This window comes from Dyadobacter sp. 22481 (assembly GCF_052044875.1).
Lineage (GTDB): Bacteria > Bacteroidota > Bacteroidia > Cytophagales > Spirosomataceae > Dyadobacter > Dyadobacter endophyticus.
Genome location: NZ_JBQENV010000001.1, coordinates 2,022,709 through 2,044,045 on the forward strand (window position 1 = coordinate 2,022,709; position 21,337 = coordinate 2,044,045).

The window sequence follows — 21,337 nt, forward strand, 5'->3', positions numbered from 1 at the left end:
TTTTTGTATCGGGCATTTCAAACGACTTGTTAAAGAAGGTTAATGAAATGTTAAAGTTGCTCCCCCCACACCCGAAACCCATTCACCGCATGCCTTGCCCCAGTAGACCGAAACCCAAACCACCCATTCCTTAACGGCGCCGGATCAATAAAATCGAAAAGCACTTCGCCATCCACCGAAAAGGTCGTCCGCCCATCAATCACCGTTATCACAATATGATAAGTATGGTTAGCCTTCAACAAATGCGCGCTATCCAGATATTCTTTGAGTAACGGCTTCGTCCCATTCCCATCGTACTTCCGAAAACGCGTAGTTGAATTGGTATTACCCCCAAAACCGACATAATAAAGCGAAAGCGAATCATAATTCTCAAACTTGCCATTTCGCCCAAAAACGTCTGCATTACGTGGGTCGGTAGCCATCCAAAACTGATTTAAATCCGAAAGCCGGTCATTCCGCCCGGAGTCGACCAGCACGGTCCAGTCATATTCAATGCGGATGTTTCCTTCCAACCGGGGTTTGAACCATACCGTTACGCCTCCCGCGGTGTTCAGTATCAGCCTGCCCTTGTCGGTACGCACTTCCGATTGCCCCACCGGCTCGATTTCCGCATGCCAGCGCGTCTTATCCAGTTCTCCCGAAAAATCTTCGGAATACAACAGCTTATCCTTCGGCTTGCTGGCCGTTTGCGCATTTGCCCGAATGCAAAAGAGCAGGACAACGCCCAGCGCTGCCCTGCCTATTAAGCTAAACATTCCTTTCATTCCCCTTCCACCGGCCAGAATGGCGATTCTGTCCTGCTGGTTTTTAAATAGTTTTCAATTTTTGCAACAATGTCAGGATGCCCGGCGGCTACGTCGTTCGTCTCGCCGATGTCCTTATCCAGATCATACAGTTCGAGTTTCCCTTTTGCTTTCACTGCCTTCCAGTTGCCATATCGCACGGCCTGTTCGAAGCCTTTTTCGAAAAACTCCCAATACAGGAACCGGGGCTTCGAAATCTTCTGCCCTTTAATGGCCGGCAGTACGCTCGCACCGTCGGTGTTATACTTCACTTTGGACTTCGCAATGTCGGCAAACGTCGGCATAATATCGGCAAAATAGGCCGGTTCCTTGCTTACGGTGCCCGCTTTGGCAGTTCCGGGCGCCCATACGATCATGGGCACGCGGATGCCGCCCTCGTACATGTCGCGCTTGTAGCCGCGGAGCTGGCCGTTCGAGTCGAAAAACTCGGCCACGGCGGTTTGTTGTGGGGTGCCTTCGGAGCGCGGACCGTTATCGGAGCAGAAGAATACAATGGTATTTTTGGATAAATCACTCTCGATGAGGCACTTCTTAATGCGTCCGACGTTCTCATCGAGGTGGTGTACCTGGGCGCCGTAGATTTTCATATCCTCTGGCCAGTCCTTGTTTTTATAAATAGTGCTGTCCGCAGCGTCCAGCGGTGAATGCGGGCTGTTGTAGTTGATCATCAACACGAACGGCTTCTTTGAACCTTGCTGCCTGGACAAGAATGCAATGCTCTCGTCCGTCGTCAGGTCGTCTGCATAGTAGCCTTTCTGACCGTTCTGATTGCGGGCTACATTGGCGAGCTTGCCATTGATGTACCGCTGCGCAGGCCAGTAACCGTTCGCATAAGTACCCGGGTAAGCAATCAGCCAGCCCGAAAATTCATCAAATCCGCGGTGAATGGGCGTGGCGAGGGTGTCGTAACCGTCGAGGTGCCACTTGCCCGTCAGCGCCGTCGTGTACCCCGACTGGCTCATAAGCGTACCGATCGTGAAATCGTCAACAGCCAGGTTCGTCCTCCGAACGGTCTGCTTGCCTTTGCTACCGGCAACACCGCCGCGGATCGTTGCGTTCCCGCGGATGGTGGTATGCCCCGTGTGCAGGCCTGTGATGAGCACACTGCGGGAGGGTGAGCACACGGGCGCGCCTGCATGGAAATCGGTGAAGGTAATACCCTCCTTGGCCAGCGCGTCGATGTTCGGCGTGCGGATCAGCTTCTGGCCGTTCACACCGATGTCGCCATAACCGAGGTCGTCGGCGAGGATGAAAACGATATTGGGTGTCTGCCCCATCGCCCGGGCACCGATCAGCAGGGCCAGCGCCCATGTACTTAGTCTTTTCAGCATCAGTATTTTATTTGTATCTCAAAATCAATTATAACCCGGATTCTGGTAATTCCTGATGGCGTCCGTGGTCAGCGGTGCCCCTTTTTCATCGGTCAGCATATTGATATACGACTGCGGGAAAGGTTTGAAAGTGTCCTTAGCTTTGAATACACCCTTTCCGTTTCCATTCTGCCCGTTGGCATTCACCGGGTTATCGGCTACCGGCCAGTTGCCGGTTTTGGACGACGCGAGCTGGTTATGGTGCAGCACGCGTTCGAGCTGTATGCCCGCGTGATGAATGCCTTCGTACACGATCTGTTCCGAGTTGAATTCGCGCGAGTATTCATTGTAAATAAAATGAATAAAACGCCTGGCAGCGCTATTTGCTTCCGGCGGGTAATTTTCCAGCCGCGACTTGGCCGAAGCCCCGTCCCAATACGAGGCATCCACCTTGATTTTGCTGTAAGTATCTGTCACAGCGGCATAAGGATAGCTTTTTTCCGCAGGCGCGAGGTTTTCCGATCCCGGGTACAATCTTGCCAGCACTTCCGCACGGCTTTCGCCGGTTTTATAGGCTGCGCGGGCGCGAAGCACATTGATATCTTCGATCGCTGCCGAATAATTGCCCTGCCTTCCATACACTTCCGCGCGGATCAGATAGGTTTCGGCCAGACGGAATATGGCCACGTCGCGCGTTCCGAAATGGTTATCCACGGTGCTGCGGTTCGGGTCGATAAACTTCCGGGACGATGGGCGTATGGTACGGCCGATCAGCAAGCCGGTGTTCGACGAAAGTCTGTCCACACCCGTTTTGCGGTAGTAGTATTCGCCGCCCTTTTTCACCCAGCGCGGATAGAGCACATAAGGTTGCGCCACCGCTTCGCTGATATCAATCGCCGTTTCCTTGGTGTTCTCCAAAAATACCAGTCCCAAATCGCCCTGTCCGATCTTCCGCTGACCGGCCACAGCCTTGCGCCCACCCCACGACGGCCGGTTGTAGCCCGCCTGGATATGGGAATTAAAATAACCCGCCTCATCGGCGGTCCACGTCAGCGATTTGTTATTAGCATCGGTGTAAGCCAGCCCCGGGCCGTCCTGCAACGCCGCATTGTCGAATGAAGCGCTCACGTACTCGATCTGAAAGCTTTTTTCAAAGCGTGAATCATTGATTTTGTCTGTAAAAACATCATAACCCCAGTCGGTAGGCAAAAAGCCGGTGCCTTTGCGCAGGCCATATGCCCAGGTTTTAGAAGGAATGTTCCAGGCTGCATTGGTATAATCGCAGGTAAATGCGGCAGTAGTACGCATTCCGTAGCGGCCGTTGTCGAGGTTGTTTCCGTAAGAAGCTTGCAGAATAATCTCCTTATTACCTTCATTACTCCAATCACCGCGCGCGGTTTTGAACAAATCCAAATAATTGCTTGCCAAACCACCAAATTGGCCGCCATTCGAAGATGCGTAGGTATCGATCACCTCTGTCGCGAAAATCCGTGCCGAATCCAGGTCGCCCGTTCCTTCTCCCTTAAAAAGCAGGCCCAAATGTGCATTGGCATCGCCCGGGTTAACGGTTCCGTCCGCATTTCGGTACTGCTTAAACTCCTGCCCCTGGGCACGTTGCAAATACAGTTTGGCCAGCAAATGCGAAACAGCGCCTTTCGTAATGCGCCCGCGCTCGTTCTGGCTCACTGGCAAATGCTCGTGTGCGAAGCGGAGATCGGCGATAATACGGCTGTAAACCTGCGCTGAGATTGATTTTGGAAAATTGAAAACCGCAGGCAGCGAGTTGTTGCTCCGGAGCGGCATTGGTACGTCGCCGAGCTGTGTCACAAGCATATAGAATGTCCACGAGCGCAGGAAATACACTTCCGACAAGCGCTGATCGGCATATGCCTTATCCGAACCAAACTTGCCCGGCGCTTTTTCCTTAATGATCTCAATAGCCTTGTTGCAGTCGTTGATAATGGGATAGCTGCCGAGCAATTGCGTCGCATAATAGCCCATCAGGTTGTTGGCATAGCTTCCCGCCTCGCCGGTTGGCGCCCACACGGCCGGGCTGATCGTCGCCCAGTTGTTATCGGTCGGCTCGGTAATGTCGGTGCCGGTTTCGAACAGGTAAGGCCCCTCCATGAAGCCGTATTTCCAGCGAAGCGTATTATAAGAAGCCACCACAAGTTCTTCGGCCCCCTTTTCGGTTTCGAAATAATCCTGCGTGATGGTCGACACCATTTTTTCTTCCAGAAACTCCTTGCAGGAGCTTAGCGGAAGCAAAAAGAGAATGGGTAGGATGTATTTTTTCATCATTTGAAATGCTTTGTTAAAGAGTAATTCTCACGCCCAGCACCAGGCTGCGGTTCAGGATGGTGTTGTTCGTCTGCCCGCCAGCCTGCGCGCCGGCGGTAGTATCCCAGCCAGTAAGGTCCTCGGGATTCAATCCTGCCTTCACGGCCCCGGCACCCCACATAAACGGGTTCAGTACCTGCGCGTAAACCTGCGCACTGCCGATCTTGTAGCGGTCGGCAATGCCCTGGTTGAGCGTGTAGGTGAGCGACACATTGCGCAATGCCACCAGCGAGCCGTTCACATAGTTGCGTACGTAATTGTAGTTGGTAAATGTCGCGGTGGTCGGTTGCGGGTAAGCCGCGCCAGTGTTGGACGGGCTCCAGGTGTCGTTCTCCACGCGGCGACCATAGGTTTGCAATGCACCGTAATACAGGTTGTTCATGCGCGCTTGCAGCAGGAAGCTCAGTTCAAAGTTTTTGTAGCCAAATGTGTTGGTCAGACCCGCCGTCCAGGAAGGGCGGTTGTTGCCGAGGATCGACTTGTCGCTGTCATTAATAGTTCCAAAGCCGTTATCGAGGTAATTGACCACCTCTCCGCTTGCCAGCGTCACCGATTTCGCACCGGCCGCGCCCTCAGCCACTTGCACCAATGGCTGGTCTTTGATCTTCACCTGCCCGGGCAACGCGGTAATGTTGCCGATCTTCTTGTAAAGCTCGATCAGCCGTAGATCCTCCGGCGTGTCTTGCCAAAGCCTGTCGTACCGGTAATCACGGAAAATCGAGATCGGCTGACCGATGTACCAACCGTTCGCCAAATCGTCCGTTGCGCCGTTGGTCAATTCGAGGATCTTCTCCCGGTTGCGCGACCAGTTCAAATCCGTCCGCCAGGTGAAGTCCTTCTGGTGCACATTCACCGAAGAAATCGTGATCTCGATACCACGGTTTTCCGTCTTCCCGATATTGCTTAGAATGCTCGTATAGCCCAGTACCGGCGGGATAGAGCGCGACATGAGCAAATCGCTCGTCCGGGCTTTGTAAACCTCTATCGACCCTGAAATGCGGTTTCTCAGCAAGCCAAAATCCAGACCAATGTTCTGCTGCGCGGTTTTCTCCCAACGCAATGCAGTATTGGGCATCGTAGCCGATTTGTAGCCAGCATATTGGGTTTCATTAAAAACATAGGCTGCGCCGATGATAGAACCGCCGGTGGAGTACGCACTGACCGACGAATTACCTGTACGGCCCCAGCTGTATCGTAGCTTCAACTGGCTGATCCAGTCGATCTGCTTCACAAATGTCTCTTCTTCCAGCTTCCAGGCCAAGGCGGCCGAAGGGAAAAACTCCCATTTATTCCCCTCGGCGAGTACTGAAGCACCATCCCAGCGACCGGTCAACGTCACAAGGAAGCGGTCGAGCAGGCCGTAATTGATCCTTCCCATGTAGGAAGCCAGCGCCGAACGGCCGTAAGACGTTCCATAACCCATCGGGTTACCGATCGCGTTCGCAGCCAGGTTGTACCATTGCGACGACGGGAATGTAATGCCCTGGGCGCGGATGTTGATGGAGTTGTTGGTGTTCTGCTGCACAGACTGTAATGCGGTGATACCAATGTTGTGTATTCCAATTTGTTTATTGAAAAACAAAAGGTTTTCAAACGTCCAACCCAACGACTTGTTGTGCGAATTATAACCAATCAGTGGCGCGGTACCCACGGCACTGAACGGGTTGGTGTAGTTGGCTCCGTAGAAAGAGCCATACTCCTTGTCGCTGTACTGTGCGCCGAACTTGCTCGAGAATTTCAGCCATTCGGTAAAACGGATTTCAGCATACACATTCGAAAGCAGCGAGGCAAGCTTGTGCTCGTTGGTAGAGTTATTGATATTTAAAAGAACGTTGTGCGCCGAAAGCCCCTCGCGGTTGGTATTCAGGATATTGCCATTGTCGTCGTAGGCACGTGCATAAGGCATCAGCGCGAGCGCCTGCCCGTACGAGTCTTTGGCGCCGCTGTTCGACGAGTTTTCGGAAGTTCCGTAGTTCTGCAGCGAATACACCCCGTTCAATGCCAGACCGACGGTGAGCCATTTGCGGGGCGTAATGTCGCCTTTCAGGTTCAATGAATAGCGTTTAAAATCCTGATCTTTCAATGTCCCGAGCTGGTTGAGATAGCCCAGTGAAAGATAGACGCGGGATTTGTCGGTTCCCGATGACAGGGAAAGCAAATGGTTCTGGGTCTGGCCGGTGCGGGTCACCAGGTCGGACCATTTCTGATCGAATAAATTGGCTGCATTGTAAACCGGCACTTGCGCGGCGTAGCCTGCGGCCTGCTCTTGGGAGGTAGCGGCGCGTAGCTTCACAGTACCATCTTCGTTCCATTCATAGGCAGTGCGAATGCTGTTGATACCGTATTGCTCTCCGCCTCCGAAGTTTTGTACATCGAAATCCGGGTCGGGCGCGGTGCCGTATTTGCCAGTATAAGTTCCGCCGTTGATATGCGACTGCCTCTGCCAGTTCAGGAGCTGGCCCGAGTTCATCCAGTCAGTCGTCGAATGAATCTTCGTAGCAGTGTAACTCACATCGTAACTGATATTGGTCTTACCCTTTTTTCCTTCTTTATAGTTAATGAGAATGACCCCATTAGCACCACGGGAACCATAAATGGCTGTGGCAGAAGCATCTTTCAGCACTTCTACCGAGGCTATATCGTTCGGGTTGATTGCCCCGACCTCGCTGGCCGACAGGGGCACACCGTCGATCACATAAAGCGGCTCGTTGGACGCATTGATGGACCGGTTACCGCGGATGCGGATTTGCCCAACCTCGCCGGGCCGCTGATTGGTGGTAATATCCACCCCGGCCACCTTACCCTGCATGGCCTGCACCACGTTCTGCACAGGTCGCTCCCGGAGCTGTGCCTCCGAAAGGCTCGAAATCGCTCCTGTTACATCACTTTTCTTCTGGGTCCCGTACCCTACCACCACGAATTCTTCAAGGGATTTGGTGTCCGAGAGCAATACCACATTTAAAAGTGATTCATTGTTTACGGTAACTTGCTGCTGCACATAGCCTACGAACGAGAACACCAGCACGGTTCCATGCTCAGGGACAGACAGTTCGAAATTCCCCGTCTCGTCGGTAAGCGAGCCGCGCGTGGTGCCTTTGATCACTACGCTCACGCCGGGTAGCCCCTCCCCTTTGTCGTCCTTTACAGTACCTTTTACTGTCCGTTCGGCATTGCGGCCCGGCCTTACCGGTGCATTCCGCTTTGTTTCGGCGGGCTTGGCATGCACCATGACCGACGCCCCCGCCAGGCAGACGACGATGCTGAAATGATAAAAAAGTTGCTTCATAAAATCGGTGACCTTCGGTCGCTGCGGTTGGTACTCATTTCGTTTTTTGGGATTATTTGAATAAAGCATTCCCTGGCCGTGCAGGGCGGTTCTACACGGAAAGAATTGTCGGCAAATGCACCGGCGTGTCGCGATCATGCCGGTTTCGCTGACGTGCTCAGCTAAAATGAATTTTTAAAATGGATCAACGGAGTCCAATGAAATCTCGTAAATTTCACTAATTGACCAACTATATATTCAAAATATACAATTTTATAGAATAATTGTAGGTTTGACACAAAAATAGATAATCTATTTAATCTACAAGAAATATATACTAAAAAACTTTGCTAATTTGCCTCGCTTTTGAAGGCAAACAAGGTATTAGAGTGCCCTTACCGATATACAAATGAAAAAAGTAACACGAAGGAAATTTGTAAAAAACTCAGTCACGGCCGCAGCAGGCATCCCCGTCTTAGCAAACTTACCGAACCTATATCCGACCGGTGCGCCCGATGCTCCGGCCGCCCCGCTCCATTGGCTCGACCAGCCCAGCCACTCCATGCGCGGCACGACCTGGGGCGTTCCCTGGCCGAAAGGGTCGGTGAAGGCTACCAGCGGTTTCCGGCTTTGGGCGGGCAACTCCGAGCAAGCCGTACAAACCTGGCCCCTGGCCTACTGGCCCGATGGCTCACTGAAATGGACCGCACACGCGCTAGCAGCGACTGAGATACCAAAGGGCAACTGGACGATCCAACCCATTAAACCCCAAAACCGGCCCGTTAAACCGCTGATCGAAGAAAATGGAACACACTTGAAAATCGATACGGGCAAGTTGCAGTGCCTGATCCGGAAAAATGAAAATACATTGTTCGAAACACTGGCTACCGGCGGCAATATCACTGCCGGTAATGCTCGACTGGTGCTACTCGTTCAGCGGCAGGATTCCGACCTTGAAGAGACCAACACTTCCATTAACCGTTTCGAGGGCAAAATCAATAAGCTTACAATCGAACAAAATGGCCCTATACGTGCGGTGGTGAAAGTCGAAGGAAGCCATGCGGACGCCGGGCGGCAGTTGCTTCCATTTACGGTGCGGCTCTATTTTTATGCTGGCAGCGAGGCAGTGCGGATTATGCACACCGTTATATATGACGTCGACGAAAACAAGGATTTCATCCGGGGCCTGGGCGTCCGCTTCGAGGTGCCGTTCCAACAACAGGAACTGCACAACCGGCATATCCGGTTCGCGGGCGAAAACGACGGCATATTCGCCGAAGCCGTGCGGGGGCTAACGGGCCTTCGCCGCGATCCGGGCAAGGCATTTACCGAAGCGCAGGTCGCAGGGCAGGCCACGCCCGCGAATGATAAGCTTCCCGAAAACGTATCCAAAAGGCTGCAATACATTCCCGCATTCGGCAATTACACGCTTTTCCAGCCGACACCGGATGCATTTGAAATACAAAAACAGACTACGGCCAGTCACGGCTGGCTGCAATCGGCTTACGGAAAACGGTCGGCGGGTACAGGTTATGTGGGTACACCAGCGGGCGGGGCGGCTTTCGGTATCCGGAATTTCTGGCAGAGCCACCCTGCTCAGCTCGACGTCCGCAATGCGGACAAGGACCACGGCGAAGTCACGCTCTGGCTTTGGGCGCCGCGTGCTCAGCCGATGGACCTCCGTTTTTACCACGACGGCATGGGCCAGGACACCCACGCCAAGCAACTGGAAGGGCTGGAAATCACTTATGAGGATTATGAACCGGGCTTCGGGCGCCCCTACGGGGTTGCACGCACGAGCGAGATCCAGCTCTGGGCATTGCCTGCAACGCCTGCCAACGCGGCGCTGGCTGAGATCGCGCGGCAAATACAGTCGCCCCCGTTACTATTGCCGACGCCGGCATACCTGGCATCGACGGGCGTTTTTGGAGGTGCATTCAGCCTCCCCGACCGTGCCACGCCAAAGAAAGAGAAGATCGAGAAACAGCTGGATTCCTATTTTGATTATTATAAAAATGAAGTGGAAGCACGACATTGGTACGGTTTCTGGAACTACGGGGATTTTATGCATTCCTACGACACCGACCGGCACGTTTGGAAATACGACGTCGGCGGCTTCGCCTGGGACAATTCCGAGCTATCGACGGATATCTGGCTCTGGTACTACTTCCTGCGTACCGGCCGCGCCGACGCATTTCGCTTGGCCGAGGCTATGACGCGCCATACCGGCGAGGTGGATGTACATCACATAGGCCCGTTCGCGCCGCTCGGGTCGCGGCATAATGTAATGCATTGGGGTTGCAGCGCCAAGCAATTGCGGATCAGTACGGCTACCAACCGGCGGTTTTATTATTACCTCACGGGCGACGAGCGCGTGGGCGAGCTCATGCGGGAGCAGATCAATGCGGTGCAGACACTTCAAACAGTCGTGCCCGTGCGAAAAGTGAATGCCGCAGCGCCGAAAAATACCGAAAACTCCGATCTCGCTACGGTCTCGTTCGGCACCGACTGGGGCGCAGTAGCCGGAGCCTGGCTCACCGAATGGGAGCGCACGCAGGACAATGCCATCCGCGACAAGCTGCTGAACAGCATGCGCACCATCGCCGCCCAACCGCACGGATTTTTCACGGGATCGTCTCTATTAAACCTGAAAACCGGCGCATTTCAGCCCGAGCCGACCGGGAAAATATCGGTATCGCACCTGAGCGCCGTCTTCGGCCTCGCGGAGGTGTGCTACGAGCTAAGCTACCTCGTCGAGGACAAGGCGTTCAGACAAGCCTGGCTGGATTATTGCCGGTTATACAATGCGACGCCCGACGCGCAGAAGCAGGCATTGGGCGAAAGCCTCAAAAAGCTAAGCCTTCAACAAGGCCACGCCCGCCTGACTGCTTTCGCGGCCCGGGCAACGGGCGACAAAGTACTGGCCCAGCGGGCATGGCAGGAGTTTTTCCGAGGGGAATCAACCCAGATATCCACCAACGGCGTGGCGCAATGGAGCCTTGCGGCGATGCAATGTCTGGCGTTTGCGGGCGATCAGCTCAATGATTAAATGACTGAATGTCACGTATGGTCAAGACTAGTGAAGTGTTGTATTTATTTAATCTTGACAATTTATGACTACCTCTGATCTCCTGACTTAATCAATTCGGTCATCGGTCCGGCGGTCCGGCAGACCGATAAAATTCATTCCATTCCTTCGATTCAGTCATTCAGTCAAGTGGTAACATTCCGAAATATTAGTCTATTTATTTTATAGATTAAATTGGTTAATATTAAAATTAGCTAATTTGCGCCACCAATACCGATTTTACTTATGCCCGTTTCTACCCCTTTGCCGGCATCCGTTTGGAAGCCTTATGAAAAAATCCTCTTGCGCGTTGCGCTGATTTATGCGGTGATCAGTACGATTCCCTTTAATCCCGAGTTTTATCAACAGGACTTTGATGCGGGGTTTAATGTAAACTCTTACCCCTTTCGCTGGCTGGATGTGATTTCACAGAACAAGCCGTGGTTCTTTGCCAGTCAGGAAGGCAAAAACTACACGGGCTGGTTCCTGACTTTGCTCGTTTGCCTGGCAGCTGGCTTCGGCTGGGAGCTGATCGATCGTCGGCGGAAGGATTTTGAAAAGCTGTATTATTGGTTTTACGTCGCGGCCCGCTACGGGATCATTCTGAGAATGTCGTGGTTTGCCTGGGCCAAGGTGTTTCCGGTCCAAATGCCTTTCCCTACCATCAGCCAGCTCAATACCAACCTTGGCGATTTCACGCCGGGCAAGCTCTACTGGCTCACAACCGGCGTTTCTCCTTTTTTTGAGGTGTTCGCAGGCATTTTCGAGCTAGTAGCGACGTTGCTGCTGCTTTTCCGGCGTACTACCACGCTGGGTGCCTTGATGATGGTCGCTATTCTGCTGCCGATCTGGTTTGTCAACATCGGTTATGACGCGGGCGTGGAGCTTACCAGCCTCCACTTGCTCTCCTTGTCGCTGCTACTGCTTGTCCGCGACAGCCGGAGGTTTTACGACATCCTCATCGAACACAGAGCCGTGGCGCTCACATTCGTTCCCGCATTCCATTTCCGCAACATCTGGCCAAACCGCCTGAGAATCGCATTCAAGTATGGCTTCATCTTCTTTTTTGTGGTATTCCGAGGTTTCAGCTACGGTCAACTGTTCGCCAGTGGGAAGTCGTTCAAACTGCCGCTCGACGATGGTCTGCCCTCCGCAACAGGTCTTTACAAGGTCACGGAATTCCGGCTGAACAACCGGCTTCTGGCGCCTTCGCCAACCGATTCTGTCCGCTGGGATAATGTGATTTTCGAGAAGTTCAACACCATCAGCATTAAAGTGAACAAAAACTTCCGGCTCGATACGCGCAATGCCGTGCGTACGACGGAGTACTACGGTAATATCGGCCGCTATTACTATGGCTATAAGGCCGATACGGTCAACAAGGTGTTCCATTTGCACAACCGCGTCGATACCGCTGCGCATATCACCCTGCATTATGAGCAGCCTGCACCGGGCCGTTACATTCTGCGCGGCGTGAATGAGGGCCGCGATTCGCTGTTTGTCGTTTTGAATAAAATAGAAAAGAAATACCCGCTGGAAGAAAAGCGGGCCTGGTAGCATTCACGTCCTATTTCATTAAACATTTCACATATGCGCTCTCAAAAAATACTTCTGGTGGCATTGCTGGCGGCAGGGCTCACCTCGCGCACATCCGCACAAAACATCACGCAACAACAGCAGCCGTTTACCGGCACGGTCGGCAAAACGCTGGCTGAATCGAAGGAAGTCTGGACTAACCCCGTGAAAGCACCCGCAGGAGCGCCCAACGTGGTTTGGGTACTGCTCGACGACGTCGGGTTCGGTGCTACGAGCACATTTGGCGGGGTGATCCGCACGCCTACATTCGACAGCCTGGCGAATAACGGGCTGCGTTACACCAATTTCCACACGGCTGCCATTTGCGCCCCGACCCGCGCAGCGCTGCTTACCGGCCGCAACCAGCATTCGGTGCATGAGGGCGGCTTCTCCCACACCTGGTCGTCGTTTGGCTTCCCAGGCTGGGATGGCCGCATTCCTTCCGACAAGGGAACCATCGCCGAAATCCTCCGCGAAGCCGGTTACAATACTTTCGCCGTCGGCAAATATGGCCTTACGCCCGACCAGGACGCCACCGACGCCGGGCCATTCGACCGCTGGCCGTCGGGTAAGGGCTTCGACCATTTCTTCGGCTTTCTGGGCTCGCAAACCGACCAGTACAAGCCTGACCTCGTGGAAGACAACGCCCACGTGACGCCGGACGGCCGCCACCTGAACGACCAGATCACCGACAAGGCCATCAGTTTTATCGACCGACAAAAAAAGGCCGCGCCTAACAAGCCATTCTTTCTGTACTACTCGCCTGGCGCCACCCACGCCCCACATCAGGTTGCTAAAGAATGGAGCGAGCAATACAAAGGCCAGTTCGACGGCGGCTGGGACGAGTTTCGCGAAAAGGTGTTTGCCCAACAGAAGAAGCAGGGCATCATTCCCGCCAATGTGATCCTGCCCGAGCGTAACCCGAATATCCGCGCCTGGGCGAGCCTTTCGGCCGATGAAAAGAAGCTGTATGCACGTTTCATGGAGGTTTATGCGGGCTACCTTACCTATACCGACTACGAAGTGGGAAGGATTGTAAACCATCTCAAAAAGATCAACCAGCTCGATAACACACTTATTCTGGTGGTAATCGGCGACAATGGAGCCAGTAAGGAAGGCGCGTTGGGTGGTGTGATTGCAAGATCCTCGGCGGCGGCAATTGCAGCGCCACTTTCGGAGGCCGAGCAGGTTAAAAACAACCTGGCGCAGATCGACCTGATCGGATCACCGGAAGGTACCAATGCCAACTATCCGCTCGGCTGGGCGCAGGCGGCCAATACGCCGTTCAAATACTGGAAACAGGATGCACATTCGGAAGGTGGCACACGTAACCCACTGATTGCATTCTATCCAAAAGGCATTACCGACAAGGGCAGCGTCCGCACCCAGTACGGGCACGTGATCGACCTGTTGCCTACTACGCTGGAAATAGCAGGTATCAAAGCGCCAGAGGTGATCAGGGGCATCAAACAGGACACAATCCAGGGAACCTCGCTGGCCTATTCGATTAATGACGCCAAAGCCGCCTCGCGCCACAAAACACAGTACTATTACATTTTCGGGTCGCGGTCGATTTACCAGGATGGATGGAAGGCCGGTTTTGCCTACAAACCCACAGCAGCGGCAACGGGTAACCTTGTGAGTGCCATCAGCGTCGCTAACCCGGATCATAACGATTGGCAGCTTTACAACCTGAATGAGGATTTCAACGAGCGCATCGATCTGGCCAAAAAGAATCCGAAGAAGCTGGAAGAACTGAAAGCACTTTTTGAAGAACAGGCAAAAAAATACAACATTTATCCCTACATCACCTGGGACGATGTCCTCAAACGAAGACAGCCGCAGCCTGCGCAGCAGCAACCGGCGGGAAAATAACGACCATGCATTTAAAACTCACATTCCTGTTCCTCCTGTTCGGTCTGGGCTATTTACACGCCCAGACCGAACAGGATACTATCCCTGAGGTGCTTGTCTATAAAAAGATCGATACGTTAAGCCTGCATATGCGGGTGTTTAGGCCCGCAGGGTTTAACGCGACGAACAAGTACCCGGCCATTGTCTTCTTCTTTGGAGGCGGCTGGATCAGCGGCAATACCGGGCAGTTCCAAAAACAGGCTCTGTACCTGGCATCACGTGGAATGGTGGCCATTCTGGCCGACTATCGCGTGCAATCCCGGCATCATACCACCCCATTCGAAGCCGTGATGGACGGTAAATCGGCGATCCGGTACGTACGTTCACACGCCAGCGACTTAGGCATCTATCCCGACCGCATTGTAGCAGCTGGTGGGTCGGCCGGCGGGCATGTTGCGGCAGCTACCGACCTAACTAAACTCGACGAGCCGACTGAAAACGCAGCGGTCAGCTCGCGGCCCAATGCGCTGGTTCTTTTTAACCCGGTGTTCAACAATGGTCCGGGCGAATACGGCTATGACCGTGTTGGTAACCGCTACACTGAAATTTCACCTTACCACAACATCCGGAAAGGCGCCGCGCCTACGCTGGTCATGCTAGGAACGAAGGACAAACTGGTGCCGGTAGCCACGGCCGAGGCATACAAAGCGAAGCTGACTGAGGCAGGGAGCCAGGGCGAACTGATCCTTTACCCCGATCAACCACACGGCTTTTTCAACCTGGGCGAATGGTTCACCAAAACCCTACGCGACACTGATGTTTTCCTGAAATCGCTCGGGTACATTCAGGGCGAGCCTACGCTCTGAGGTGCGTTCGGGCAGGCTTACAGAGGTGCCGGACGCTACATTAATGTGTGACCGATTCGCTGCGAACCATTCCCTCTACCGGTAGCAGGCACATAAACAACCCGACCAACGCCAGCAATGCCATGTTGGTAAAGGTGGCAACGCGATATGCTGAAATGTAAGCCGTAACATCCGGCAGCGGGCCGAGATTGGAAAAGAAAATCCCTCCTATCACGCCAATGCCCAAAGCTATCGCAGTTTGCTGGAAGGTCGAAAAAGTACCGGAAGCGGTGCCTGCGAGCTCAACAGGAATGTTTTTCAGGCCCACAGCCAGTAACGATGGCAATACCGATCCGCAGCCCGCGCCGTATAAGAAAAGGACCGGGTAAAGCAGTCGCCGGTTCACTTCCGGGCCATTCAGCACGATGATATGTAAAGCTAATGTAATGATCATCGTCAGCACGCCGCCCTGCAATACTTTTTTGCCAAACAACGGGACCAACCGTAATGAGACCAGTGACGCCACCACGTAGCCAACGCCTTGAAATACAAACAATATACCTGTTTCCGAGGAACTGAATCCCAGACCGGTTTCCAGCAGTACGACGTTGATCAGAAAATAGGAGTCCTGCACCATGAAATAGAACAGCACGATCGCCATCCCTATATTGAAATCGCGGAAGCCGAACAAGCGCACATCCAGCAACGGAAGCCGCTGCCTACCGGTCGACAGTTTTTGCTTTTGGTCCCTGACAAACAGTGCGAGCACAATGCCTCCCGCAGCGAGCATTGCGATACACCACCATGGCCAGTCCAGTTCGCGACCGCGTATGAGCGGGTATATCAGGCACACGAGCGCGCCTGTAAGCAGGAGAACGCCCGCATAATCGAAGCCGACATTGCAGCAACGCCGACCGTCGGGAGGCAGGAAGAGCAACGCCATGGGCACCACCGCCAGCCCAATGGGCAGATTGATGAGAAAAATAAGCCGCCAACCTTCCAGGAAGGAGTCAATTTCGGGCAACAAACCACCCAGAAACTGGCCGATCACAGAAGCGCTCCCGGCCACGCTTCCGTAAATACCCAGCGCTTTGACCCGCTCTTTGTTGCCCTGAAAAAGCTCCTGAATATACGTTATCCCTTGTGGGATCATCAACGCGGCACTGACGCCCTGGAAAAAACGGGCGGCATTCAGTTGCCAGGATGTTTGTGCGAAACCGCAGACTGCCGAGATTACGACAAACAGCAGCATCGCCACGACGAAGACCCTCTTTCGACCAAAATAATCCCCTGCCCGACCTCCCGTTACCAGAAAGGTCGCATACCCCAGAAGATAGAGGGCAATCACAAGCTGAATGTCGCTGTCGGTACCGTGAATGCCGGTTTTAATAGCCGGAATAGCGACGTTTACGATGAAAATGTCCAGCACGGACAGGAATACCGAAGAAGAAATAATGGCCAGCAACAGCCATTTTGAAATTTGTGTATTCATTGCGTTGTTGAATGATCATGGCGGACCGAAATGTTCGGTTTGCATTCATTTACGGCCAAAATTCATGCAGCCAACGCTCGTAATCAAGTAGTTTATAAGACGATACCAGGTATGACGGACGATACTATCAGTGCAGATCAGTCGATTACAAAAGAAGATTCCGGATCTTTTTCAGAAAAAAATAATACAATGAATATCGCGCTGGACATTATTGGCGGGAAATGGAAGCTGATGCTGCTCAACAAGATCCGGGAGGAGTGCCCGATGCGTTTCGGTGTGCTGCGCCGCAAGCTCCCCCACATTACACAGGCAACGCTTACGGCACAGCTGAAACAACTGGAGCGAGACGGTATTCTGCGCCGTGAAGCCTACGCAGAATCGCCGCCGCGGGTTGAATATAAGCTGACGGAGATCGGCAAAAGCCTGATCCCCATTATGGATTCGCTTTGCGCCTGGGGCGAGGATTACCAACGGCAAATCCGTAAGAAGCCATAGTTATTCTCTTACTTCGCTGGTTTTCAATACTTTTTCCGGCACTTTGCTCAAACTCAGCACCTTAAAAGGCTTCGCCTCCGCATTCACCCTCGTATAAGCATACGCACAGGAGCCCGCCAGAACGAGGAATAATGCATCGATAAAGAAAATATCGGATGCGCCCTGCTTCCAGGTATTCCAGAGCCACAGGCCGGTTGAAATGCCGTTGGCAATAGGCACGCCCAGGCAAAGAACGGCCGATAAGAGTAATGTGTGACGATTCATCCGGGGGAGGCTGCGGAGTACCATCAAGTAAATGCCCAGCACGAGCCAGCTGTAAAAATAGGTTTTATAAATAACCGACTGGTTCACATGATCGAGCGTTTTGACCATGATAAAAGTAAATGCCGTTACCGGTAGCATGCTCAGGCAAGCCGCCAGAAAGAAGTTACTCGCCCAGAAATTGAACCTGCGCTTGCGAAGCTCGGTAGCAACTTTGTCACGCGCAACGAGCCAGATCATAATGCCCGAAATGATAACGGCACAGCCCATTAACCCCAGTAAAAAGAACACGATCCGCAACGGCTGCCCACCGAAATCGCCGAAATGCAGGTGGTATACGAGGCTCTTGACGCCATCGATGTAATTCCCCCCGGCATTGGGTGACTTTTGTTCGAGTATTTTACCGCTGGCAATATCAACCGTCACAAATCCCGATCCGGCAAAGTTGGCGCTGGGGTTCGGCTTGGCTTCGAGGCTGACCTGCATACTCTTGTCCATATAATTGCGGATGTAAATGCGCGAGACCTGGCTGTCTTTCCATTCGCTATGCCATTTTCCCACAAATGCGTCCATATCGAAGGTTCCGTCCATTGGCTTATAGGTGTAATCCACGTTCACGGTCCGGTTGTATTGCAGGCTCTCATACAGCTTTTCACTATCTCCATTGTAGAGCAGGTTGGCAAAAGGCGCAAGCAGCACATAGTTCACAATCAGGATAACGCCTGTTACCGCAAATACGAACTGGAACGGAAAACCGATCACACCAAGTACCGTGTGCATGTCGGTCCAGACGGTCTTCCATTTACTCATTGGCCTGAAAAGGAAGAAATTGGACTTGATCTTATCCCAATGCAGCAGCAGGCCGGTAATCAGGGCGAACAGGAAAAGAAATGCCACAATCCCCGCCACCAGATACCCGAACGGCGTTCCGATATTGATACCGACCTGGTTGAGCTGCGCCAGGAAATGCAGGCGGTATAGGAACTCGGCCATATCGTAACTGTCCGAATAGTCGCCTGTTGTTTTATCCGCAAAATGATAGCGGAAATAGGCCGCATCGCCCTCATCCCTTCTCCCTCTTCCCCTTCTTCCTTCCTCCTTTTTGAGCTTAGGCATGGGTTTGCTGACGGTCGTGTCCTGAGAGGCAGTCATGTCCACGTAGCTTCCCTGGCCCTGGCGAAGCAGGTAGAAATTGAAGTTGCGGCCGCGAAGGTTATAGTGCTGAGAAAGCGAGTCGAGCAGGTGATTGTACGGTGCGTCGAACTTATGCCCTACCTCCGGCCGGCCCTTTTGCCAGGCAGAAATATCATCTTTAAAAAAAGAAAAGGACCCAGCGAAAAATATGACATACAGCAACCCGGCAATGAAGATCCCGCTAATGGTATGGGTGTGAAAATAGATGTTATACTTCCTAGTATCCATGATTAAAGTTGAATTTCAGTAGGTAAGGCAGGGCAAACACGAGCGTGAGCAACAGATAGAGGCCCCACACCCGCCATACGTTCGTGGCGATGAACGCGTATAGCAACAGGAATGCCCACAGGATGTAGCCGGTGATACAAGCGGTTATGATGACGTCTTCCTTGGGCAGGAATGCAGTGAAAAACAGATGCAAGCTTATGGTAACGGCATATCCGCCGACACTCCCCGCGAGGATCTTGCTCAGGCGCAGCCAGGGCGATTGGGTCAGATATTTCTTATTGGCAGGCATAAAATCAATGGATAACAAGTTCGAGCGTCACCGCACACAAGTAAAGTATCGCAACTCCGACCGAACCGAAGTAACGAAATGGAAAAAACAGCACCGACACCGAGCCGGTCATCATCAGGATCACGATCGAAGCGAACAAGCCGCTCCCTACCCCGAGCAGGCTGATGCATAGCCCGGTGGCAATTAAGAACAATGCGCCCGCCGCACACCGGCTGTACAATGGATTGTCGGCCAAATTGGCCATTACCTCATTTTTACCCGGCCAGGAAATTCGCTTGGAGGTGTTCATCCAGAACATGAACCCGAGAAGAAATAGTAAACAAATGGTACTGAACATAGGGCTGGTTCGAAGACGCATTCGGTGAAGAAATGTATCTTAGCTATTGGTTATGAGAAATTTGCAAGAAATTATTTGTAATTAGTTTAAATAAACTTCACAAATATAAATCGAAACGGCGAAATGGCTGCAAAGAATTGGCTGATTCAGAAAAAAAATAAACGCAGGGTTACTAATGAGCAAAACAGAAGTGTTGCTATATTGAATTAATTTATATATTAACAAATCCAAATGCATCAAGTCATTCCGACGGATTACTTTAAACGAGTCGGCTATCCTAACCACCTTTCAAAGTATCTGAAATGCAGCCATACAAGCTCCTTGCCTTGCCCGCTATCTTTCTGGTGACCCACACAAATTCACTTGCCCAGGGCGATCTGAGCGGTACCCAACAAAAAATCGACAGCCTCTTTCAATGCTATTCCCCTGATAAGCCGGGCGGCCAGCTGGCTGTAAGTGTCAACGGGCAGGTCGTCTATTCGAAAGCATGGGGAATGGCCAATCTTGAAACCGGCACTTCGCTGACAACAGCATCTCTTATCGAAGCTGGGTCAGTCTCCAAGCAATTCACGGCAGCGGCAGTTTTGTTACTCGAAAAACAGGGAAAATTGAAACTCGACGACCCGGTGGATAAATACATCCCCGGATTTCCCCGCTACGGCGAGCCGATTTTGATCCGCCACCTGATCCATCATACCAGCGGGTTGCGTGAATGGAGTGACATCGCAGAGTTTGCAGGCTCCCCGCTGGTGCTGCGCGTGATGGACAACAATGCGGCGCTTCGCATCATTTGCCGACAGAAAAGTATCAACAACCGGCCAGGCGAAGCATTCCGGTATAGCAACTCCAATTACATTCTGCTCCCGCTCATTGTCGAAAAAGTTTCCGGAATGTCTTTCGCTGATTTTACACGGAAACATATCCTTGGGCCGGCCGGTATGACACATTCCCAGTGGCGAAATGATTATGGCAAAGTGGTTCCCGGGCGCAGCCAGGCTTACGAGATCGTCAAAGGAAGGTTCCGTACACTTATGCCGGACAACGCCGTTCACGGCCCGGGCGGCTTGCTGACAACCGCCGAAGATTTACTGAAATGGACCGCATTTTATTCAGAAGGCAAGCTATACGGCGCGGCATTGCTGAACAAACAAACTGCTTTGGATACACTCAACAACGGGGACATTAACAACTACGGCGCAGGGCTCTTTATTGAACATAATCTCGCCAAACCCACGTTTCATCACGGCGGAGCCACGGCCGCTTACCGCGCCAGATTGATCTGTTCGCCCGCACTCGGTCTATCGATCGCGTGGCTCAGCAATACTTCCATGTTGGATACCATCGGTTTCAATCCCGCGACGGCCGTTCTGCAAATTCTGGCAAAACCGGAGGATCTCGCCGCTTTTCCACGCAAAAAGTCAGAAATTGTTCAGATAGACCCTAAAAAGTTGCAGGGACTTGCAGGGCTCTACAAGAGTGCCCAGTCCATGCGGGATGTCGATATTGCGCTCGGCAAAGATGGCCTGCTTCTGTCGGACATTCCACTGGAACCTATTATCAATCAGCGGTTTTATTTTTTTAACATACTCCTCGCCTTCGATCATGCAGGCGGGCTAACTGTAACCCCACCTTCGACCGAACCGATGGCGTACTACCTGGTGGATAGCACTGCGATAAAAACGCCAATTCGGGATTATGCCGGTAGATACCTTTCCGACGAGGTTGGAGCGCCAATAGAAATCACAGAATCGGCAACGGGGCCGGAGCTTCAACTTGTGAGCGGGGCACGTTATACACTAATACCATGCTCCCGCGACCGATATCTGATTCCGGATTTGAAAACCGACCTGCTTTTTAAAAGAAACGGAGAGAATACAATTACCGCGCTTGAATTGACCACAGCCCGGACGCTGGGCCTGCGGTTCGAAAAAACCAAACCTACTTCGCGAACGCACCCAGATTGAGCGACGCAAAGGGGCCCG

The 21,337-nt window shown here is 52.7% G+C and carries 14 protein-coding genes; 6 read left to right on the forward strand and 8 right to left on the reverse strand.

Annotation, left to right across the window (positions count from 1 at the left end; genetic code table 11):
• Positions 1–50 precede the first annotated feature (50 nt).
• Genes ACTJJJ_RS07835 through ACTJJJ_RS07850 form a run of 4 tightly spaced genes read right to left on the reverse strand, consistent with a single transcriptional unit; the run spans position 51 to position 7,739 of the window.
• Entirely contained in the window at positions 51–755 is a 705-nt protein-coding gene (locus ACTJJJ_RS07835) for a DUF6250 domain-containing protein (protein WP_426294191.1), read from the reverse strand.
• A 5-nt stretch (positions 756–760) separates the two neighbouring features.
• Positions 761–2,134: an arylsulfatase gene (locus tag ACTJJJ_RS07840; protein ID WP_426294190.1), complete on the reverse strand. Its 1,374-nt coding sequence runs from the start codon at positions 2,132–2,134 to the stop codon at positions 761–763.
• 24 nt (positions 2,135–2,158) lie between these two features.
• Positions 2,159–4,414: a RagB/SusD family nutrient uptake outer membrane protein gene (locus ACTJJJ_RS07845; RefSeq protein ID WP_426294189.1), complete on the reverse strand. Its 2,256-nt coding sequence runs from the start codon at positions 4,412–4,414 to the stop codon at positions 2,159–2,161.
• A 13-nt stretch (positions 4,415–4,427) separates the two neighbouring features.
• The gene (locus ACTJJJ_RS07850) at positions 4,428–7,739 is read right to left on the reverse strand and encodes a SusC/RagA family TonB-linked outer membrane protein (protein WP_426294188.1); all 3,312 of its coding nucleotides are present in this window, start codon (positions 7,737–7,739) and stop codon (positions 4,428–4,430) included.
• A gap of 388 nt (positions 7,740–8,127) precedes the next feature.
• Here ACTJJJ_RS07850 and ACTJJJ_RS07855 point away from each other — a divergent pair, with 388 nt between their 5' ends.
• From ACTJJJ_RS07855 to ACTJJJ_RS07870, 4 genes are all read left to right on the forward strand, one after another.
• A complete protein-coding gene (locus ACTJJJ_RS07855) occupies positions 8,128–10,767 on the forward strand; it encodes an exo-rhamnogalacturonan lyase family protein (protein ID WP_426294187.1) in 2,640 nt (879 codons plus the stop codon).
• Positions 10,768–11,031: 264 nt separating this feature from the next.
• A complete protein-coding gene (locus tag ACTJJJ_RS07860; RefSeq protein ID WP_426294186.1) occupies positions 11,032–12,342 on the forward strand; it encodes a hypothetical protein in 1,311 nt (436 codons plus the stop codon).
• A gap of 33 nt (positions 12,343–12,375) precedes the next feature.
• Positions 12,376–14,235, forward strand: coding sequence for an arylsulfatase (locus ACTJJJ_RS07865; RefSeq protein ID WP_426294185.1), 1,860 nt, complete (start codon positions 12,376–12,378; stop codon positions 14,233–14,235).
• 5 nt (positions 14,236–14,240) lie between these two features.
• Positions 14,241–15,080 (forward strand): alpha/beta hydrolase, encoded by an 840-nt coding sequence (locus ACTJJJ_RS07870; RefSeq protein ID WP_426294184.1) that lies wholly within the window; start codon positions 14,241–14,243, stop codon positions 15,078–15,080.
• 40 nt (positions 15,081–15,120) lie between these two features.
• On the opposite strand, the gene ACTJJJ_RS07875 is transcribed toward ACTJJJ_RS07870, so the two are convergent.
• On the reverse strand, positions 15,121–16,551 hold the full coding sequence (locus tag ACTJJJ_RS07875) for an MFS transporter (protein WP_426294183.1): 1,431 nt from the start codon (positions 16,549–16,551) through the stop codon (positions 15,121–15,123).
• A gap of 189 nt (positions 16,552–16,740) precedes the next feature.
• Between ACTJJJ_RS07875 and ACTJJJ_RS07880 the strand changes: the two genes are divergently transcribed.
• Complete coding sequence (locus tag ACTJJJ_RS07880) at positions 16,741–17,046, forward strand: winged helix-turn-helix transcriptional regulator (protein WP_229221297.1); 306 nt, start codon at positions 16,741–16,743, stop codon at positions 17,044–17,046.
• Here the strand turns inward: ACTJJJ_RS07880 and ACTJJJ_RS07885 are convergent, their stop codons facing one another.
• The 3 genes from ACTJJJ_RS07885 to ACTJJJ_RS07895 are packed head-to-tail and all read right to left on the reverse strand — an operon-like array spanning position 17,047 to position 19,355.
• On the reverse strand, positions 17,047–18,729 hold the full coding sequence (locus ACTJJJ_RS07885) for a PepSY-associated TM helix domain-containing protein (RefSeq protein ID WP_426294182.1): 1,683 nt from the start codon (positions 18,727–18,729) through the stop codon (positions 17,047–17,049).
• Entirely contained in the window at positions 18,719–19,018 is a 300-nt protein-coding gene (locus tag ACTJJJ_RS07890; protein ID WP_188928847.1) for a hypothetical protein, read from the reverse strand. Before ACTJJJ_RS07890 ends, ACTJJJ_RS07885 begins: the two co-directional genes overlap by 11 nt.
• Positions 19,019–19,022: 4 nt before the next feature.
• Positions 19,023–19,355, reverse strand: a complete 333-nt coding sequence (locus ACTJJJ_RS07895; protein WP_188928844.1) for a hypothetical protein — start codon at positions 19,353–19,355, stop codon at positions 19,023–19,025.
• Between the two features lie 302 nt (positions 19,356–19,657).
• On the opposite strand from ACTJJJ_RS07895, the gene ACTJJJ_RS07900 reads away from it, so the two are divergent.
• Positions 19,658–21,319, forward strand: coding sequence for a serine hydrolase domain-containing protein (locus ACTJJJ_RS07900; protein ID WP_426294181.1), 1,662 nt, complete (start codon positions 19,658–19,660; stop codon positions 21,317–21,319).
• The last annotated feature ends 18 nt before the right edge of the window (positions 21,320–21,337 follow it).

Excerpts from the sequence above, each read along its gene's own strand:
- ACTJJJ_RS07870 (WP_426294184.1), top strand. The coding sequence starts at position 14,241 with ATGCATTTAAAACTCACATTCCTGTTCCTCCTGTTCGGTCTGGGCTAT.
- ACTJJJ_RS07900 (WP_426294181.1), top strand. The coding sequence starts at position 19,658 with ATGCAGCCATACAAGCTCCTTGCCTTGCCCGCTATCTTTCTGGTGACC.
- ACTJJJ_RS07835 (WP_426294191.1), bottom strand. The coding sequence starts at position 755 with ATGTTTAGCTTAATAGGCAGGGCAGCGCTGGGCGTTGTCCTGCTCTTT.
- ACTJJJ_RS07885 (WP_426294182.1), bottom strand. The coding sequence starts at position 18,729 with ATGGATACTAGGAAGTATAACATCTATTTTCACACCCATACCATTAGC.
- ACTJJJ_RS07875 (WP_426294183.1), bottom strand. The coding sequence starts at position 16,551 with ATGAATACACAAATTTCAAAATGGCTGTTGCTGGCCATTATTTCTTCT.
- ACTJJJ_RS07895 (WP_188928844.1), bottom strand. The coding sequence starts at position 19,355 with ATGTTCAGTACCATTTGTTTACTATTTCTTCTCGGGTTCATGTTCTGG.
- ACTJJJ_RS07845 (WP_426294189.1), bottom strand. The coding sequence starts at position 4,414 with ATGATGAAAAAATACATCCTACCCATTCTCTTTTTGCTTCCGCTAAGC.
- ACTJJJ_RS07855 (WP_426294187.1), top strand. The coding sequence starts at position 8,128 with ATGAAAAAAGTAACACGAAGGAAATTTGTAAAAAACTCAGTCACGGCC.
- ACTJJJ_RS07840 (WP_426294190.1), bottom strand. The coding sequence starts at position 2,134 with ATGCTGAAAAGACTAAGTACATGGGCGCTGGCCCTGCTGATCGGTGCC.
- ACTJJJ_RS07850 (WP_426294188.1), bottom strand. The coding sequence starts at position 7,739 with ATGAAGCAACTTTTTTATCATTTCAGCATCGTCGTCTGCCTGGCGGGG.
- ACTJJJ_RS07880 (WP_229221297.1), top strand. The coding sequence starts at position 16,741 with ATGAATATCGCGCTGGACATTATTGGCGGGAAATGGAAGCTGATGCTG.
- ACTJJJ_RS07860 (WP_426294186.1), top strand. The coding sequence starts at position 11,032 with ATGCCCGTTTCTACCCCTTTGCCGGCATCCGTTTGGAAGCCTTATGAA.
- ACTJJJ_RS07890 (WP_188928847.1), bottom strand. The coding sequence starts at position 19,018 with ATGCCTGCCAATAAGAAATATCTGACCCAATCGCCCTGGCTGCGCCTG.
- ACTJJJ_RS07865 (WP_426294185.1), top strand. The coding sequence starts at position 12,376 with ATGCGCTCTCAAAAAATACTTCTGGTGGCATTGCTGGCGGCAGGGCTC.